The following is a 14,935-nucleotide window of genomic DNA, read 5'->3' on the forward strand; positions in this document are numbered from 1 at the left end:
CTGCACCGGGTGGGGACATCGTGCGCAGAAAAGTTCGGCGTCAATCCCGCGGTTAACAAAGGGGCGAAATCGCGGTTACCCTGCAGTTAACGTTGCAAAACAATGGGCTAGTCCTCAGCAGGCCCGTTAACAGCCTCAGCCAGGTGAGCCCGCTAAGTATCGGAAGCGGAAGGGGAATTTACGACTTCTTAGGAAGCCGCCGCCAAATCTCGCCTCAAGCCTAATCGGCGGGGGAAAGAGAACAATGTCTGAGGCAATGATCGGCTACAAGGGCCTGGCGACCGGCCTTCTCGCGCTGATGATCGGTGCGTCCTTCATCCCGACGGACGACGCCCGCTTCGACCGGCTTCGCATCATCAAGAAGCCGCGGACGACCACGCCAACTACCGAGCCGGCTCCCACGCCGACGCCCACCCCCACACCCACCACCACGAACGCGCTCTATACCGAGCTGACGATGATCCCGTCGAACTTCACGGTCTCTTCCGAGGTCACAACCGGGCCCCTCGCCTCCTCTGGCGCACCTGACGTCGTGGGCGCCTTCCGTTTCATCTGTCTTCCGGGTCAGCTGAAGTCTGACGATCCCATCGTCTACCCCGGACAGCCGGGCCGGTCGCACCTGCATCAGTTCTTCGGGAACACCGCTGCCGATGCGAACTCCACCTACAGCTCGCTTCGGACGACCGGGCAGAGCACCTGCATGTCGCCCGTGAACCGGTCCGCTTACTGGATGCCGGCCATGCTGAACGGGCGTGGATCGGTGGTCCGGCCCGACTATGTGACCATCTACTACAAGCGTCGGCCGGCGACCGACCCTGAGTGCCAGCGCATGGCCAAGGCATGCATTCCGCTGCCGAATGGCCTTCGCTACGTGTTCGGGTTCAACATGCTCAATCCGGCGACCGCGCCGACGGGTGCCTTCCACTATCGCTGCGACGGGTCCGGAGCGGGATCGGGTCATTACCGCGACATCGTGGAAGCCGCGCAGAACTGCCCAGCGGGCGCTCGCCTCGGCGCGGTCATCGATGCTCCTCCATGCTGGGACGGCAAGAACCTCGACAGCCCGGATCATCGCAGCCACATGGCTTATACGAGCTATGGCTGGTGGGGATATCCAAAATGCCCGTCCACCCATCCGTACGTCGTCCCGCGTTTCACCATGGGCGCCTGGTACATGACTGACGATACGCTTGATCGCACTGGAACCTGGGAACCCGGCAAGACCGTGACCTGGCACCTTTCAAGCGACGTGATGCCGGGGACCTTGCCCAGCCGGCCGGGGTCCACCTTCCACGCCGACTGGTTTGGCGCGTGGGATCCGACCGTTCAGGCGACCTGGACCGAAAACTGCATCGACAAGCTGCTCAACTGCAGTGCTGGCGATCTCGGCAACGGAACGCGGATACGCCAGAGCTGGCCATTCAGCTGGAATGCCAACCCGCGCCTCGTGCCGATCCCCAGCTGAGGTCGGCAACGATGAACTCAATTCGAAGGGCCCTGCTCGTCTGCTCGGCTGCGCTGGCTCTCGTCGCTTGCGGTAGCCGCCAGCAGAACCTCGAGCCCTCCACCAGTCAGGCGGAAACGGAAGCTCTGGTCGCGGCGATGGAGAACCAGCCGCAGATTGCCGCCGGCGAGCTTCGCAAGGGGCCGGATACAGCGTTGCTTCCGGCTCCGACCGGGCCGGCGCCAGCGGCCCAGTCCGGTCACGGCGGTGATGCTCATCACCAGCATCGCTAGGCACGCGGGCCCTCGATGAAAGCCCTGCTGCGCAACGAGGACGGCAACACTCTAGCGGTCCTTGCCCTCGCTTTCCCTCTGCTGATCGGATCGGCTGGAGTAGCGGTGGACGTGTTTCAGTGGACCACGGCTCGTAACACCTTGCAGAAAGTGGCAGACCAGGCCGCCATTGCAGGAGTGAGCGCGATCGTTCAGGGCTCCAGCCCCGAGGTTGCGGTTTCCGAGCTGATTGCCCGGACACGGGAACTCGACGACGCCACGGCCACACAGGTCGAAACGGCCCCCGACAGCCGCCCGAAAGACCCCTTCGCAGTTGCCGTTCGGCTCAACGCACCCGCACGCATGACCTTCAGCGGACTTTTCCTGAAAAGCGCCTTCAACATTTCGGTCGAAGCGACGGCGAGCGTGGTGGAAAACGGCGAGTATTGCCTCCTCGCGCTTGGGCGTGGCGACACCGGCATCGCGATCCAGCCGGGCGGTCGGCTCGAGGCCGAATGCGGCCTCGCCAGCAACTCCTCGTCTCCCGCCGCGATCCAGGTGACCTCGGGTGGCAAGCTGGATGCCCCGCGGGTCGTGGCTTTTGGCGGCATCACGGGTTGGCAGAACCCCGGGTCGTCGGTCGCGCGAAGTTTCGGCCTTCGTCAGAAGGACCCGTACGAAGACAGCGCTCCGCCGCCTGTGCCAAAGACCGGCTGTCCCAACGTTACCGCCAACCCGAGCAATAATGGCGGCGGCACGCTGAAGTTGAAGCCAGGCTGCTACGGCAACCTCGTGCTCAACGGCACGGTTGCCCTGCAACCGGGCGAGTACATTCTCAATCGGGGCAACTTCATCGTTGGGCCCATGGGGAACGTCAGCTGCAAGGGCTGCACGTTCATCCTTACCAGCCGTGACGCCGGTTCCGACCCTGGTTCCGTCGGCAAAGTTCAGATCGACCCCAAGGCGAATGTGAAGCTACGGGCTCCGGCGGATGGGCCAGACCCCGGTCTGCTGTTCTACCAGGACCCGCGTGCCGGCCGCGAGATGCCCGGCGAGGAAAGCCGCATTGGTGGCGATGGCTTCTCAACGCTCGAGGGCATCATCTACATGCCCTCACAAGCCATCCGAATCGACGGCCGCGGCGGCGCCAACCTGAGCTGCTCCCGCCTACTGGGCCGCGCGCTCATCGTCGAAGGTCGGGTGGTGATCGGCAAGGACTGCCTTGGCGTCGATCAGATGCAGATCGCCGGAACGGAGATCCGGCTGGTCAGCTGACCTCCGTGCCAGTCTCCGCTCGGGGCGAGCGCCGAAGCCGGCGCCAGAAGAACTGCACCTCCTCCATCACGGGATGCTTGATCCGGACGAGCAGCGCAGCCCAGCATAGAACCCCGACCACGACCGACGCCGCCACCAGGGTCAGCGGCGTTCTGGGATCGAACCGGCTCCACAGCATGAGGCCGAGGCTCGGCAGCACCGCAATGGCGGCCAGCGTCAGGCACTCCCCATAGACGCGGTCCAGGCGCCCGCGCGGGATGCCGATCAATCGATCCATGTGTGGTCGGTAGAGGAGATAGGCGACGATGGCCTCCCCGATCCGCGCTGCTGCGGCCGCGGGGAGACTGATGAGGCAGCCGACGCAGAACATCGCCAGCCCGGCGGCCGCCCGGATGCCCTCCAGCTTGGTCTGGAGGCCCGTCTCCTTGCGGAGGATGAAGACCTGCCACTGCATGCCGATGCCAAGAACCGTGAAGTAGGCGAGCATCAGGAAGCTCAGCGGAAGCGCCGCGCCAAGCCACTTCTCGCCATAGAGCAACTGGATGAAGGGATAGGACAGCACGGCCATGCCGAGCATCATCGGCCAGACCACGGCTAGCAGGATGCGCAGCGCGCGGAGATAGGTGGCGTCGAACCGTCCGGTCTCACGAAAGTCCATCGACATGCGCACGAAGATCACGCCCGTGGCAACGCCGTAGACATTCTGCTGCAACTGGTTTGCGAGATTGGATGCGCGTGAATACAGGCCGAGCGCGCTCAGTCCGAGCCAGGACCCCAAGGTCATCTCGCTGATCCGGCTGTTCAGCTGTCCGAAGCCGTTGATCGAGACCATCTGGAGGCCGAACGTCAGGATTGACCGGTAACCCTCCAGCCTCGGCCGATAAACGGTCTCTTGCCAATACAGCAGATTGTAGATCGCGACCGATGCAATGGTCGCGACAAGCCCCGCATAAGCGAAGCTCATGTGCTTGAAGCCGAGCTTTGCGAGCACGATCGTCGCCGCCGCCGTTACGATGGTCTTCATGACGGAGATCGCGGAAATCGTCTTGAACCGCATGTGCCGCCGGCAGAGCGCCTCGGGGATCAGCTCGAACATCTGGATCGCGGGCACCAGGGCATAGACCATCAGGAAGTCGCCCACGTCCGGTGAGTCGAACACATGCTTGGCCAGCAATCCGCTGATCACGAGCAGGATGCACAGGAACGATGTGTAGCTGCTGCTGACCGCCAGAATGGAGCGCAGCCGGTCTTTGGGCATCTCCTCGTCGCGTACGATGAGATTGGACAGACCGAACCCGAACACCAGTGCAAGAAAGGCACTGATCGAGGCAGCCATCGCGAAGATGCCGAACTCGCGCGGGGTGACCAGGCGCGCGATGATCACGGACGAACCGAACGCGACAATGAAGTTCAGCGCCTGCGCACTGTAAGACCAGGCAAGGGATTTACGGACGGACATGGGGTTCGATCAGGCTTTCAGGTTCAGGCCGAGCATAAGGTCAAGCTGTTTGCGGATTCTTGCATCGTCCGGCAGTTTTCGGACGAAATGCGGCTTCTCTGCCGCGATTTGCGGGAGGTGCTCGGGTCCGATCTCGATGGGGTGGGCCCCTCCTCCTTCCCAGAACGCCAACCGAAACGTCCTCGGTGTCCACGTCAGCGTCGGATCGTTGCAGATCACCGATTGGAAATAGCACTCGTCCGGCACCACCCGCGCCCGGAGGTATCGCTGCAGGCTCCGGGCTCGTGCATCCGGGGCAAGCAGTTTCGCCGCGACCGAGCGCCGGGCGGTGAACCACTGACTGCCGACATGGCATCGGAAGGATGGTCCAAACGGCAACCGGGGAGAGCCGAAGGGCAGCGCAAGCGTCTTCCGGCCCAATCTCGGGTAACGCTCCTGCGTGCTGGAGAAGGCAGGTGGGCGCAAGCGGATGACCGGCACCTTCAGCAGGGCCTTAAGATACCGTGTCTCGGCCAATTGGACGTTCCCCGCAGCGCGATGATGCGCAAGATGTGGGTCGCCCGGACCTACTCGCCCCGCCAGTGCCTCGTGGAGATCGAAGGCATCGATCCAGGCATCGGCATCTTGCTCGCGAAGGTCGCTCATCACCTTCTCCGGGCGGGCGCCCGGGTAATCGGCGGCGCTGATCAGGAAGAAGGCGTCAGGGTCGGCTGCCTGGTACAGGCGGTCCAGCGCCCGCAGCGAAGCCTCCACCAGCGACCACTTGCCCCAGCCAGTTCGAACCGAGGGTCGGACGAAAAGCACGTTCGACGAAAACTGGCTGGCATCGAGATCTGACTGGGAAAAGTCATGATGGCAGGCAATCGGCGGGTCACCGTAAAGGTCGGACAGCGCGCGAACTAGCTGAGCCAGCTGGGCTGGTGATCGATGCGACAGCATGACAAACCCGACGTTCATTGACTCCACCTAAGGTCTGGGTTTCCGCTGCGCGCCGTTGGCGTTCGCGGAATAGAGGGTGGAGATGGTGAAGTCACCTGCGGTTTCCGTCGCCTTGGCAACCTTCAACGGCGCCCGGCACATTGCGGAGCAACTGGAATCTATTCGCACCCAGACTCTGCAGCCTTCCGAGCTGGTGGTGTGCGATGATGGGAGCACGGACGAAACACTCCAGAATGTCCGCTCGTTCGGAGAGCGGGTTCCCTTTCCGGTCCATGTACATCGCCAGTCGGAACAACTCGGTTACCGTCGCAACTTCCGATCGGCCGCCGCGCTGTGCTCGGGCGAGCTGATCGCCTTTTGTGACCAGGACGACGTCTGGCACGCGAACAAGCTTCAACGGCTTGCCAGCGCCTTCCACGATCCTACCGTGTTGCTGGCCTACCATGATGCCAACGTTGTCGACGCATCAGGCACCTTCCTGCACCGCAAGCTGGACGGTCGGGCGGAAAAGGCCGAACTCTCTGCAGGCTTCCTTGGGTGGAAGTCTTCCTACGGACTGCTTCAGATGTTCCGCGCCACTCTTCGGCGCTTCGATCCGCTTTGGGACCTCAGCATCGACCACAACGATCGCAGCGAAATCCTCGCTCACGATCAATGGTATTTCTTCCTCGCGGGGGTGCTCGGCCGAATTGAATTCATCGACGAACCTCTGGTCGAATATCGTCAGCACGGGTCGAACCTCTATGGCGCGCCGAAGTCGCGCGGCCTGCTGAGCCGCCTCCACCACCGTTTCGTCCATTTCGGCGGACCCGACGCGGAACTGGCGCTCGCGGCCCGGGCGAGAGCCCGCATCTGCGGGGAGATCGCGAGGCGGGAACCCGGACAGCGAGCATCGCTTGCCCGCCACGAGGCGGCCTACCTCCGGTTGGCGGAACGGCTGCAACGACGTCACAACACCTACGCCTCTCCGAGCCTCCGGGGCCGACTTGCAAGTCTTGCCCGGGGCATCTTGAACGGGGACTACCAGGGCAAACCTAGAGGCTTTGAGCCTGCCTCCGTGGTGAGGGACGCCTGGAGCGGCGTTTTCCGGCACCAGATCCACGATCCCGGAGTGCGTCTCCCGCCCGTCAGAACTCCTCCGGCATGACCTGAACGACGTGGGACGGAGCGCAGCGAATCGCGGCAAGAAAGCACCTGTTTTCGCACGCAAGGCGCACTTGATCGCGACCCTTTCCGGCTAAACTCCTGATCGCCACTGAGGCCACACCGATGATGGTTAACGGTACCTCAACGTTACTGATACAAAGAAGCAACGGTTCCCGCCGCAATGCGCTGAAGCGTTGATCTGAAGCGATCAGTAAACTTGGCGAGTAGGAGCGCCGGGTGCACGCACTCCCCCATCAATCCATTCAAAGACCCGGGGGGGTTTTCATTGTTGTTTTCCAAGAAGCTTGGTTCTGTTTGCGTGTTGCTTGCCGTTCTTGGGGGCTGTCGGACTGAGTCCGAGCCCACCACGGCAACTGTCGTCAAAATTCCTTCCTCGTCCTCCACGATGATGACCACGGCCACGACCTCGTCGACCGGCCTGGTGGTCAGCCCGTCCCCGACGCCAACCGGGACTACCACGACGTCACCGACTTTGGCCGGAATGACTGCGATCAGCAGCAATTTCGACATCAACCGGGAACTCGTAACCGTGGGATCGATCCCGCGGTCCGCTTCACCGGACGTTGTCGGGGCCTTCCGTTTCCTGTGCATGCCGGGGCAGATCAGCTACGATGACCCGATCATCTATCCGGGCAAGCCGGGCGCCGCGCACCTTCATCAGTTCTTCGGCAATACGAAGGCCAACGCCTACTCGACCTACAGCTCCCTGAGGGGCGCTGGGGACTCGACCTGCATGTCGCCGCTCAATCGCTCGGCTTACTGGATGCCGGCGATGCTCGACGGCAAAGGGAAGGTGGTGCGCCCGGACTACGTATCGATCTACTACAAGCGACGCCCAAAGAGCAGCCCGAAGTGCCAGGGTCTCGGCGGAACGGCCCAGGGGCTCGGCATCTGCGTCGACACGCCCAACGGCATCAAGTTCGTTTTCGGGTTCGACCCGACCAACCCGCAAGCTGCTCCAACCGGCGCGGCTTACTTCACCTGCTCCGGCACCGGCGCGGTGGCAGGCAAGTGGAAGACGATCACGGAGGCCGTGGGCAAGTGCCCGGTGGGGGCTCGTCTCGGTGCGGTCATCAATGCTCCCAAGTGCTGGGACGGCAAGAACCTCGACACGCCCAACCACCGCAGCCACATGGCCTACGTCTCCTATGGCAGCTGGGGCTACGAACGCTGTCCGACCACTCACCCCTACGTGGTCCCGACGTTCACCATGGGAGCGTGGTTTACCGTGGATGCCAATCTGAAGACCTGGTACCTGTCTTCGGACCACATGCTGCCGGGTGCGCTCCCGGGACAGACGTTCCACGCGGACTTCTTCATGGCGTGGGATCCTACCGTGAAGAAGATCTGGCACGAGAACTGCATCGACAAGCTGCTCAATTGCTCGGACGGTGAACTCGGCAACGGCAAGGCGATCCACCAGACCTGGCCCAAGAGCTTCAACGCGAGCCCACGACTGGTCGCTGTTCCTCCGCACGCATGATCGGGTCGGCCCGCTCCACTCTGGAAAGGTGAAGCGGGCCGCTCGTCGGGCCTAATTGGCGTCTCGTCCAACCATTCGTCGGTCTGTCGAACAGTTGGTCCATAAGTGACGCCACATATGTAGCGCTCCTCGCAAAGGGGAGTTTGCATGCGTTACTGGGTCTTGGGAAGTTCGGCTGCCGTGCTTGCGGCGCTCCCCGCGGCGGCTTCGACCGCCCAGATTCCTCCCGGCGACAATGCTCCTCATGTCTCGCCGACGCATGCCCGGACCCAAATCTACCCGGCCGACTTCTTCGCGCCCTTTGCCCCCACGACCGCGCTCGACATCGTCCGGCAGGTGCCCGGTTTCGTACTCGACCTCGGAAACACCGATATCCGTGGCTTTGCGGGCGCCGCGGGGAACGTCGTCATCAACGGCGCCCGGCCCAGTTCCAAGTCCGACTCCATCGAAACTCAGCTGAGCCGGATTCCGGCAGGCCGCGTGGTGCGGGTGGAGGTGGCGTCCGGTGACCTCTACGGCACCGACTATGCCGGTAAGGCGCAGGTGGCGAACGTGATCCTCTCGGCCGATGCTGGGATGGACGGGAACGTCACGGGCAAGATCCGCCGGCTCTATACTGGCCGGATCGTCCCTGATCTTAGCGCCTCCGCCATGATCAAGCGCGGCAACTCCAGCTTCAACCTGTCCGCCGGAACCGGTCGAACGGATTACATCGAGGAAGGCACTGACACGGCGGTCTTCCTTCCGTCAGGCGACTTCAAGGAATTCCGCCGCAAGGTCAACGACATCCGGCCTCACGATCCCTACGTATCCGTAAACTGGGCCCTCGAACCTGCCGCCAATGAATCCGTGCGCCTGAACGCCCGCTTCGCTCCCAGCAAGTTCGACCTCATCCAGTCCAACCACGTGACCACGTTCGAAGGCGAGGAACGAGATGACCGGCTCACCCAGGACTATGACACGCGCGTGATCGAGTTCGGCGGGGATGTCACCCGTCCCCTCGCCGGCGGAGCGCTCAAGTTCGTCGGGCTTCTCAACCGCCGCAAGCGCGACGCGATCGAGACCTACTTCTTCCGCAGCGATGGCGGCGAAGACCTGCTGGGCGGCTTCCGTCAGTCGGACTTCAGCAAACGCGGCGAAACCATCGGACGCCTTAGCTGGTCTCGCCCCAAGGTTCTCGGCTTCAGCTTCGAAGCTGGCGGAGAGCTTGCCTACAACACCCTCGACAGCGATGTACGCCTGTTCGAATTCGACGAAGACGGATCGGAGGTCCGTATCGACCTCCCCATCGACCAGGCGACGGTGAAGGAGCTTCGGGGCGAGCTGTTCGTCAACGCCGGTCGTCAGATCAGCAAGACGTTCCGGGTCGATCTCGGTCTCAACTATGAAGTTTCTCGCCTGAAGGTGCGCGGCGACGCGACCGCGGATCGCTCTCTCCGTTTCTTGAAGCCCAGCCTGACCCTGGACTGGAAGCCCAGCGGTGGGTGGCACGGCCAGGTCTCCATCCGCCGCACGGTCGCGCAGCTGGACTTCTACGACTTCATCAGCCTGGCCGAGCTTTCGTCGGACCGGGTCAACGGCGGCAATGCCAACCTCCAGCCACAGCGTGCATGGGAAGTCCGCGGCGTCGTCGAGCATCCCCTCCTAGGCGACGGCCAGGTTCGCCTGGAAGGTGGCTTCGACCGCATCAGCCTCCTTCAGGATCGCATCCTCACCGAAGACGGGTTCGACGCCCCCGGAAACATCGGCACCGGCAAACGTCGCTTTGTGAGCTTCACCGCGGATGCGCCACTAAGTCGATTTGGGATCAAGGGCGGCAGACTGAAGTTCAATGGCACCTTGCAGCGCACCCGGGTTGAAGACCCGATTACCGGTCGACCGCGCAAGTTCAGCGGCTTCTTTCCCAATTATGACTGGGAAGTGGAGTACCGGCAGGACATCGGCAAATTCGCCTACGGCCTAGAGGTCGGTCGTGAAGGCCGCATCACCTTCTTCCGCACGGACGAACTGGACAGCAACTTCAACAACAAGGTGTTTGGGACGGCCTTCGTCGAATATCGACCGGACGCCCGAACTACCGTCACCTTCGACATCGACAATCTGTTCTCGAGCCATGGTCAGCGGGAGCGCATCTTCTACACCCCCAACCGAACCACTCCCGACCCTGACGAGCGGGAGTTCCGCGACCGCAACTACCATCGCGTCTTCGGCCTGACGGTTAGGCGCTCCTTTGGCGGCGCGAATGGCGGCGGGGGTGGCGCAAAGAGCTGACCGGCGCTAAATGGCCGGCATGCTGAAGACGCCGGATCACGCCAAGGGCCATGAGCCTTCCCTTCTGCCGTTCGATTGGCAGGACCCGTTTGGATTGGACGAGCAGCTCACCGACGATGAGCGCATGGTCCGTGACACGGCCGAGGGCTATGCGCAGGAAAGCCTGCAGCCCCGGGTCACCGAAGCCTATCTTCAGGAAAGCTTCGACCGCGAAATCCTGCGGGAGATGGGCCAGCTCGGCCTGCTCGGGGCCACCATCCCGAACGAATATGGCGGCGCGGGGCTCGGCTATGTCAGCTACGGCCTGATCGCCCGCGCGGTCGAGCGGGTGGACAGTGGCTACCGCTCCGCCATGTCGGTGCAGAGCTCGCTCGTGATGCATCCGATCTTTGCCTACGGCTCGGAAGAACAGCGCCGCAAGTATCTGCCGGGCCTCGCGAAAGGTGACCTGGTCGGCTGCTTCGGCCTGACGGAGCCCGACGCTGGCTCCGACCCGGGCGGCATGCGGACGCGGGCCGACAGGATCGACGGCGGCTACCGCCTGTCCGGCGCGAAGATGTGGATCACCAACTCGCCGATCGCGGACGTGTTCGTGGTCTGGGCGAAGTCGGAAGCGCACGGCGGCAAGATTCGCGGCTTCATCCTGGAAAAGGGCATGCCGGGCCTCACCGCTCCCGCCATCAAGCAGAAGCTCTCCTTGCGCGCCTCCATCACCGGCGAAATCGTGATGGACGGGGTAGAGGTCGGTGAGGACGCCCTCCTCCCCAATGTCGAAGGGCTAAAGGGCCCATTCGGCTGCCTCAACCGCGCGCGCTACGGCATCGGCTGGGGCGCCATGGGCGCGGCCGAGGCCTGCTACGCTGCCGCCCGCCAGTACACGCTGGAGCGCAAGCAGTTCGACCGTCCGCTCGCCGCGACCCAGTTGGTGCAGCTCAAGCTCGCCAACATGATCACGGAGATCACGCTGGGCCTGCAGGCCGCCCTGCGCGTCGGCCGTCGCCTCGAAGCGGGGGAGCTGATCCCGGAGACGATCAGCCTGATCAAGCGCAACAACGTCGGCAAGGCACTGGAGATCGCCCGCGTCGCCCGTGACATGCACGGAGGCAATGGCATCAGCGCCGAATATCAGGTCATCCGGCACGCGCTGAACCTCGAGACGGTGAACACCTACGAGGGCACCCACGACGTCCACGCCCTGATCCTGGGCCGGGCGATCACGGGCATCAGCGCCTTCTAAGACGTCGAAACAAGGCGGTAGCGCGCTTTCTTCGCCTCCCCTATGCTCCTCTTCGGGGTAGCATAAGGGGGAAGTGCCATGGGGCTTGCGGGTTGGATCATCCTGGGCGTCGTCGCCTTGGTGCTGCTCTACATTGTCGGCATCTACAATCGGCTGGTCAGGCTCCGGGCGCTGGTGAAGGAGGGCTTCAGCGGGATCACGGTCCAGCTGCGTCGCCGCGCCGACCTCATCCCCAACCTGGTCGAGACGGTTCAGGGCTACGCCACCCACGAACGCGACACGCTGGAGGCGGTCATCGCCCATCGCACGGACCCGGTGAAGGCCGGCTCGGTCCAGGCGACCGCGCAGGCAGACGCGGCTTTCAGCGGGATGCTCGGGCGACTCATGGCCGTTGCCGAGGCCTATCCCGACCTCAAGGCCAATACCAATTTCCTCGACTTGCAGGACGAGCTGTCCAGCATCGAGGGCGAGCTTCAGGGCGCCCGGCGCTACTACAACGCCACGGTGCGCGACCTGAACACCAGTATCCAGACCTTCCCCAATGTTTTCGTCGCCCGGCCGCTCGGGTTCGCCGAGGAGCCCTTTTACCAGGACGAGGATCCCGCCATCCAGTCCGCACCCAAGGTCAGCTTCGGCAAATCCGCGGCTTGAAGCCGATGCGCCGCCTGATCGCGCTCGCCGTGTTGCTGCTGGCGCTCTGGCCGGCCGCAGCCAGCGCGGACGAACGCATCCTCCGCTTCTCCAGCGATGTCGCCATCCAGCCCGACGCCTCCCTCCTGGTCACGGAAACCATCGAAATCCGGGCCGAGCACAACCAGATCAACCGCGGCATCTTCCGCGACTTCCCGACCCGCTACCGCGACCGGACGGGACGGCAGGTTCGCGTCGGCTTCGAACTGCTCGGCACGGAACGCAACGGCCTCTCGGAGCCTTCGCGTGTCGAGCGCGTCGGCAACGGCGTCCGCATCCGGATCGGGGATGCCGACACGCTGATCCCCGTGGGCGAGCACCGCTACGTCATCCGCTACCGAACCGACCGCCAGATCGGGCGCTTCGACAAATACGATGAGCTCTACTGGAACGCGACCGGCAACGGCTGGGCCTTCCCGATCGACCTCGCCGAGGCAACCATCCGCGTCCCCAGCCAGGTCCGCTTCGGCCAGCGGGCCGCCTACACCGGGCTTCAAGGCTCAACCGATCGTTTCGCCCGGGTCGTCGACGAAAAGCCTGGCCTTATCCACTTCCAGACCACAGCGCCGCTCGCCCCATACGAGGGCCTCACCGTTGCCGCGGCCTTCCCGAAGGGCGTGGTCGCAGAGCCCTCCCAAGGCGAGAAGCTGCGCGACTGGTTCGCCGACACCGGCGCACCGCTTGTTGGTCTGCTGAGCCTGCTCGGCGTCCTCGGCTACTACTACGTGGCTTGGAAACGGGCTGGCCGTGGACCCCTCGCCGGGACGGTGGTCCCCCTCTTCTCTCCGCCCGACGACCTCAGCCCCGCCGCCGTACGCTACGTCACTCGCATGGGCAGCGACAACCGGACCGTCGCCTCTGCCCTGGTCGACCTCGGCGTACGCGGCAAGCTCCGCATGGAGGAGGTGGACGGCGGCTGGTTCGGCAGCGACAAGACGCGCCTCCGCCGCGAGGCGGGAGCGACTTTTACAGACCTCCCCGCCCCAGAAGCTGCGCTCGCCGCCGAACTGTTCGAGGACGGCGACGAAATCCTGATGAGCCAGAAGGAGTACAAGACCTTCCAGGCGGCCTCCTCCGCCCTGCAGGCGCGCCTCAAGAAAGCTTATGAAGACCGCCTGTTCGTCCGCAACTGGCGCTGGTCGCTCGGCGGTCTCGCCGCTTTCCTGACGGCGATCGGCGTCACGGCCGGCGTGGTCGCGTGGAGCGACGGCGACCGCCGCGGCGAGCTGATGCTGGTGGTCGGGGTCGGCGCCTTCATCGTCGCCTGGCTGCTCTACAAGGCCCACCTCATGAGCGAAGGCGGGAGCCGCTGGGGACTCGCACTTCTGGCCGGCGTGTCAGCAATCGCCGGCATCGCATGCACTGCCATCCTCATCCCGCTGGCGCTTGCCACCGGCAACATCGTGCCACTGGCCCTCCCCTTCATCGCGCTGCCGGTGGTGATCTCCGCCTTCTGGTGGATGGCCGCGCCCACGGTCGAGGGGCGCAAGGTCATGGACCGGATTGCCGGCTTCAAGCAGTATCTCTCCATTGCTGAGCGGGAGCGGTTGGAGCGCATGCATCCGCCGCAGGACACGCCCGAACTGTTCGAGCGCTATCTGCCTTATGCGGTGGCCCTCGGCGTCGAAAATCGCTGGGCCAAGCGCTTCCAGGGCGTGCTCGCTGCCGCCGCCGCAACTCCCGGACAACAGCACGGCTTCACCTGGTACTCCGGCAGCCGCAGCCCATGGAACGACGCGAGCGGCTTCTCCCGCAGCATCGGCGCGGCGCTCACCAGCACGATCAGTTCAAGTTCTACATCCCCCGGCTCCAAGAGCGGGTCCGGCGGCGGCGGCTTCTCGGGCGGCGGTGGTGGCGGGGGAGGCGGCGGAGGCTGGTAATCAGCCCCAGGCCGGCCGACGAAGGACGATCGTCGGCTCGTCCTTGTAGCGGGTTTCAGAATGGCGTTCGAACCCAAGCCGCTCCGCCAGCTTCAGCGAAGGATCGTTTTCCGGCGCGATGATTGCCCAGATCGGCGTCGGCGCAAGATGCGCTTCGGCCCAGTCGAGCACGACCCGGCACGCTTCCGACGCAAAGCCCTGCCCATGCGCCTCTGTCGCGAAGATCCAACCCATCTCGGGCTGCTCACCGAACTCCGGCTCCAGGTCGCGCCAGGCGGTGAAGATTCCGGCGTTGCCAATCAGCTTGCCGTCACTGCGGCGCTCCACGGCCCACGTGCCGAAGCCGTTCCAGACCCATCCACCGACGGCGGCGGTCAGGCGGCGGAACACGTCTTCCGCGCTCATGGGCGTGCCGCCGAAATGGCGAGTGACCTCTGGCTCCGCGCAGATGGCGAGCCATGGGCGGAAGTCCTCCTTCCGCCATTCGCGAAGCACGAGCCGCTCGGACTCCAGTCGTGGAGCCGAGCGGATGCTCACTTACTTCTTGCCGAGAGTCAGGCCGCCGAAGCGCTTGTTGAAGCGCGCCACCTGGCCACCCGTGTCGAGCATGCGGTTGTTGCCGCCGGTCCAGGCCGGGTGCACCGACGGATCGATGTCCAGCTGCAGCGTGTCGCCTTCCTTGCCGTAGGTCGACCGCGTCTGGAACGTCGTGCCGTCCGTCAGCTGGACGGTGATGAAGTGATAGTCCGGGTGGGTCCCGCTCTTCATGGTGCAATTCCTCGGATCTGGCTGGTTCCGACCAGCCTCATGGATGTCGC

General features: G+C 64.1%; 13 protein-coding genes. 9 read left to right on the forward strand and 4 right to left on the reverse strand.

Annotated features, from left to right (window positions below; all coding sequences use genetic code 11):
* Nucleotides 1-244 precede the first annotated feature (244 nt).
* From JT720_RS13095 to JT720_RS13105, 3 genes are read left to right on the forward strand one after another with little or no spacing between them, the layout of a single operon-like run.
* Nucleotides 245-1,465 (forward strand): DUF1996 domain-containing protein, encoded by a 1,221-nt coding sequence (locus JT720_RS13095; RefSeq protein ID WP_205481750.1) that lies wholly within the window; start codon nt 245-247, stop codon nt 1,463-1,465.
* A gap of 11 nt (nt 1,466-1,476) precedes the next feature.
* Nucleotides 1,477-1,737 (forward strand): hypothetical protein, encoded by a 261-nt coding sequence (locus JT720_RS13100; RefSeq protein WP_205481751.1) that lies wholly within the window; start codon nt 1,477-1,479, stop codon nt 1,735-1,737.
* 15 nt (nt 1,738-1,752) lie between these two features.
* Entirely contained in the window at nt 1,753-2,991 is a 1,239-nt protein-coding gene (locus JT720_RS13105) for a pilus assembly protein TadG-related protein (RefSeq protein WP_205481752.1), read from the forward strand.
* On the opposite strand, the gene JT720_RS13110 is transcribed toward JT720_RS13105, so the two are convergent.
* Both JT720_RS13110 and JT720_RS13115 read right to left on the reverse strand, forming a co-directional pair.
* Nucleotides 2,984-4,450: an oligosaccharide flippase family protein gene (locus JT720_RS13110; protein ID WP_205481753.1), complete on the reverse strand. Its 1,467-nt coding sequence runs from the start codon at nt 4,448-4,450 to the stop codon at nt 2,984-2,986. The genes JT720_RS13105 and JT720_RS13110 overlap by 8 nt on opposite strands.
* A gap of 9 nt (nt 4,451-4,459) precedes the next feature.
* Nucleotides 4,460-5,407: a beta-1,6-N-acetylglucosaminyltransferase gene (locus tag JT720_RS13115; RefSeq protein ID WP_205481754.1), complete on the reverse strand. Its 948-nt coding sequence runs from the start codon at nt 5,405-5,407 to the stop codon at nt 4,460-4,462.
* Between the two features lie 64 nt (nt 5,408-5,471).
* Here JT720_RS13115 and JT720_RS13120 point away from each other — a divergent pair, with 64 nt between their 5' ends.
* From JT720_RS13120 to JT720_RS13145, 6 genes are all read left to right on the forward strand, one after another.
* Nucleotides 5,472-6,536: a glycosyltransferase family 2 protein gene (locus tag JT720_RS13120; protein WP_205481755.1), complete on the forward strand. Its 1,065-nt coding sequence runs from the start codon at nt 5,472-5,474 to the stop codon at nt 6,534-6,536.
* Nucleotides 6,537-6,941: 405 nt separating this feature from the next.
* A complete protein-coding gene (locus tag JT720_RS13125) occupies nt 6,942-8,039 on the forward strand; it encodes a DUF1996 domain-containing protein (RefSeq protein ID WP_205481756.1) in 1,098 nt (365 codons plus the stop codon).
* Nucleotides 8,040-8,186: 147 nt separating this feature from the next.
* Nucleotides 8,187-10,310: a TonB-dependent receptor plug domain-containing protein gene (locus JT720_RS13130; protein WP_205481757.1), complete on the forward strand. Its 2,124-nt coding sequence runs from the start codon at nt 8,187-8,189 to the stop codon at nt 10,308-10,310.
* Nucleotides 10,311-10,329: 19 nt separating this feature from the next.
* Complete coding sequence (locus tag JT720_RS13135; protein ID WP_205481758.1) at nt 10,330-11,547, forward strand: acyl-CoA dehydrogenase; 1,218 nt, start codon at nt 10,330-10,332, stop codon at nt 11,545-11,547.
* 78 nt (nt 11,548-11,625) lie between these two features.
* The gene (locus JT720_RS13140; RefSeq protein WP_205481759.1) at nt 11,626-12,198 is read left to right on the forward strand and encodes a LemA family protein; all 573 of its coding nucleotides are present in this window, start codon (nt 11,626-11,628) and stop codon (nt 12,196-12,198) included.
* A gap of 5 nt (nt 12,199-12,203) precedes the next feature.
* Nucleotides 12,204-14,117 carry a DUF2207 domain-containing protein gene (locus JT720_RS13145; RefSeq protein WP_205481760.1) on the forward strand — a complete coding sequence of 638 codons (1,914 nt, stop codon included), beginning with the start codon at nt 12,204-12,206 and terminating at the stop codon, nt 14,115-14,117.
* Here the strand turns inward: JT720_RS13145 and JT720_RS13150 are convergent, their stop codons facing one another.
* Together JT720_RS13150 and rpmE are read right to left on the reverse strand one after the other, a co-directional pair.
* Nucleotides 14,118-14,654 carry a GNAT family N-acetyltransferase gene (locus tag JT720_RS13150; protein ID WP_205481761.1) on the reverse strand — a complete coding sequence of 179 codons (537 nt, stop codon included), beginning with the start codon at nt 14,652-14,654 and terminating at the stop codon, nt 14,118-14,120.
* Entirely contained in the window at nt 14,655-14,885 is a 231-nt protein-coding gene (gene rpmE / locus JT720_RS13155; protein WP_205481762.1) for a 50S ribosomal protein L31, read from the reverse strand.
* Between the last annotated feature and the right edge of the window lie 50 nt (nt 14,886-14,935).

Source organism: Sphingomonas arenae, assembly GCF_016924655.1.
GTDB classification, from domain to species: Bacteria; Pseudomonadota; Alphaproteobacteria; order Sphingomonadales; family Sphingomonadaceae; genus Sphingomicrobium; species Sphingomicrobium arenae.

What these genes read in the sequence shown, in the direction of transcription:
- JT720_RS13095 (WP_205481750.1), top strand. Translation starts at nt 245, where the DNA reads ATGTCTGAGGCAATGATCGGCTACAAGGGCCTGGCGACCGGCCTTCTC.
- JT720_RS13100 (WP_205481751.1), top strand. Translation starts at nt 1,477, where the DNA reads ATGAACTCAATTCGAAGGGCCCTGCTCGTCTGCTCGGCTGCGCTGGCT.
- JT720_RS13105 (WP_205481752.1), top strand. Translation starts at nt 1,753, where the DNA reads ATGAAAGCCCTGCTGCGCAACGAGGACGGCAACACTCTAGCGGTCCTT.
- JT720_RS13110 (WP_205481753.1), bottom strand. Translation starts at nt 4,450, where the DNA reads ATGTCCGTCCGTAAATCCCTTGCCTGGTCTTACAGTGCGCAGGCGCTG.
- JT720_RS13115 (WP_205481754.1), bottom strand. Translation starts at nt 5,407, where the DNA reads ATGAACGTCGGGTTTGTCATGCTGTCGCATCGATCACCAGCCCAGCTG.
- JT720_RS13120 (WP_205481755.1), top strand. Translation starts at nt 5,472, where the DNA reads ATGGTGAAGTCACCTGCGGTTTCCGTCGCCTTGGCAACCTTCAACGGC.
- JT720_RS13125 (WP_205481756.1), top strand. Translation starts at nt 6,942, where the DNA reads ATGATGACCACGGCCACGACCTCGTCGACCGGCCTGGTGGTCAGCCCG.
- JT720_RS13130 (WP_205481757.1), top strand. Translation starts at nt 8,187, where the DNA reads ATGCGTTACTGGGTCTTGGGAAGTTCGGCTGCCGTGCTTGCGGCGCTC.
- JT720_RS13135 (WP_205481758.1), top strand. Translation starts at nt 10,330, where the DNA reads ATGCTGAAGACGCCGGATCACGCCAAGGGCCATGAGCCTTCCCTTCTG.
- JT720_RS13140 (WP_205481759.1), top strand. Translation starts at nt 11,626, where the DNA reads ATGGGGCTTGCGGGTTGGATCATCCTGGGCGTCGTCGCCTTGGTGCTG.
- JT720_RS13145 (WP_205481760.1), top strand. Translation starts at nt 12,204, where the DNA reads ATGCGCCGCCTGATCGCGCTCGCCGTGTTGCTGCTGGCGCTCTGGCCG.
- rpmE (WP_205481762.1), bottom strand. Translation starts at nt 14,885, where the DNA reads ATGAAGAGCGGGACCCACCCGGACTATCACTTCATCACCGTCCAGCTG.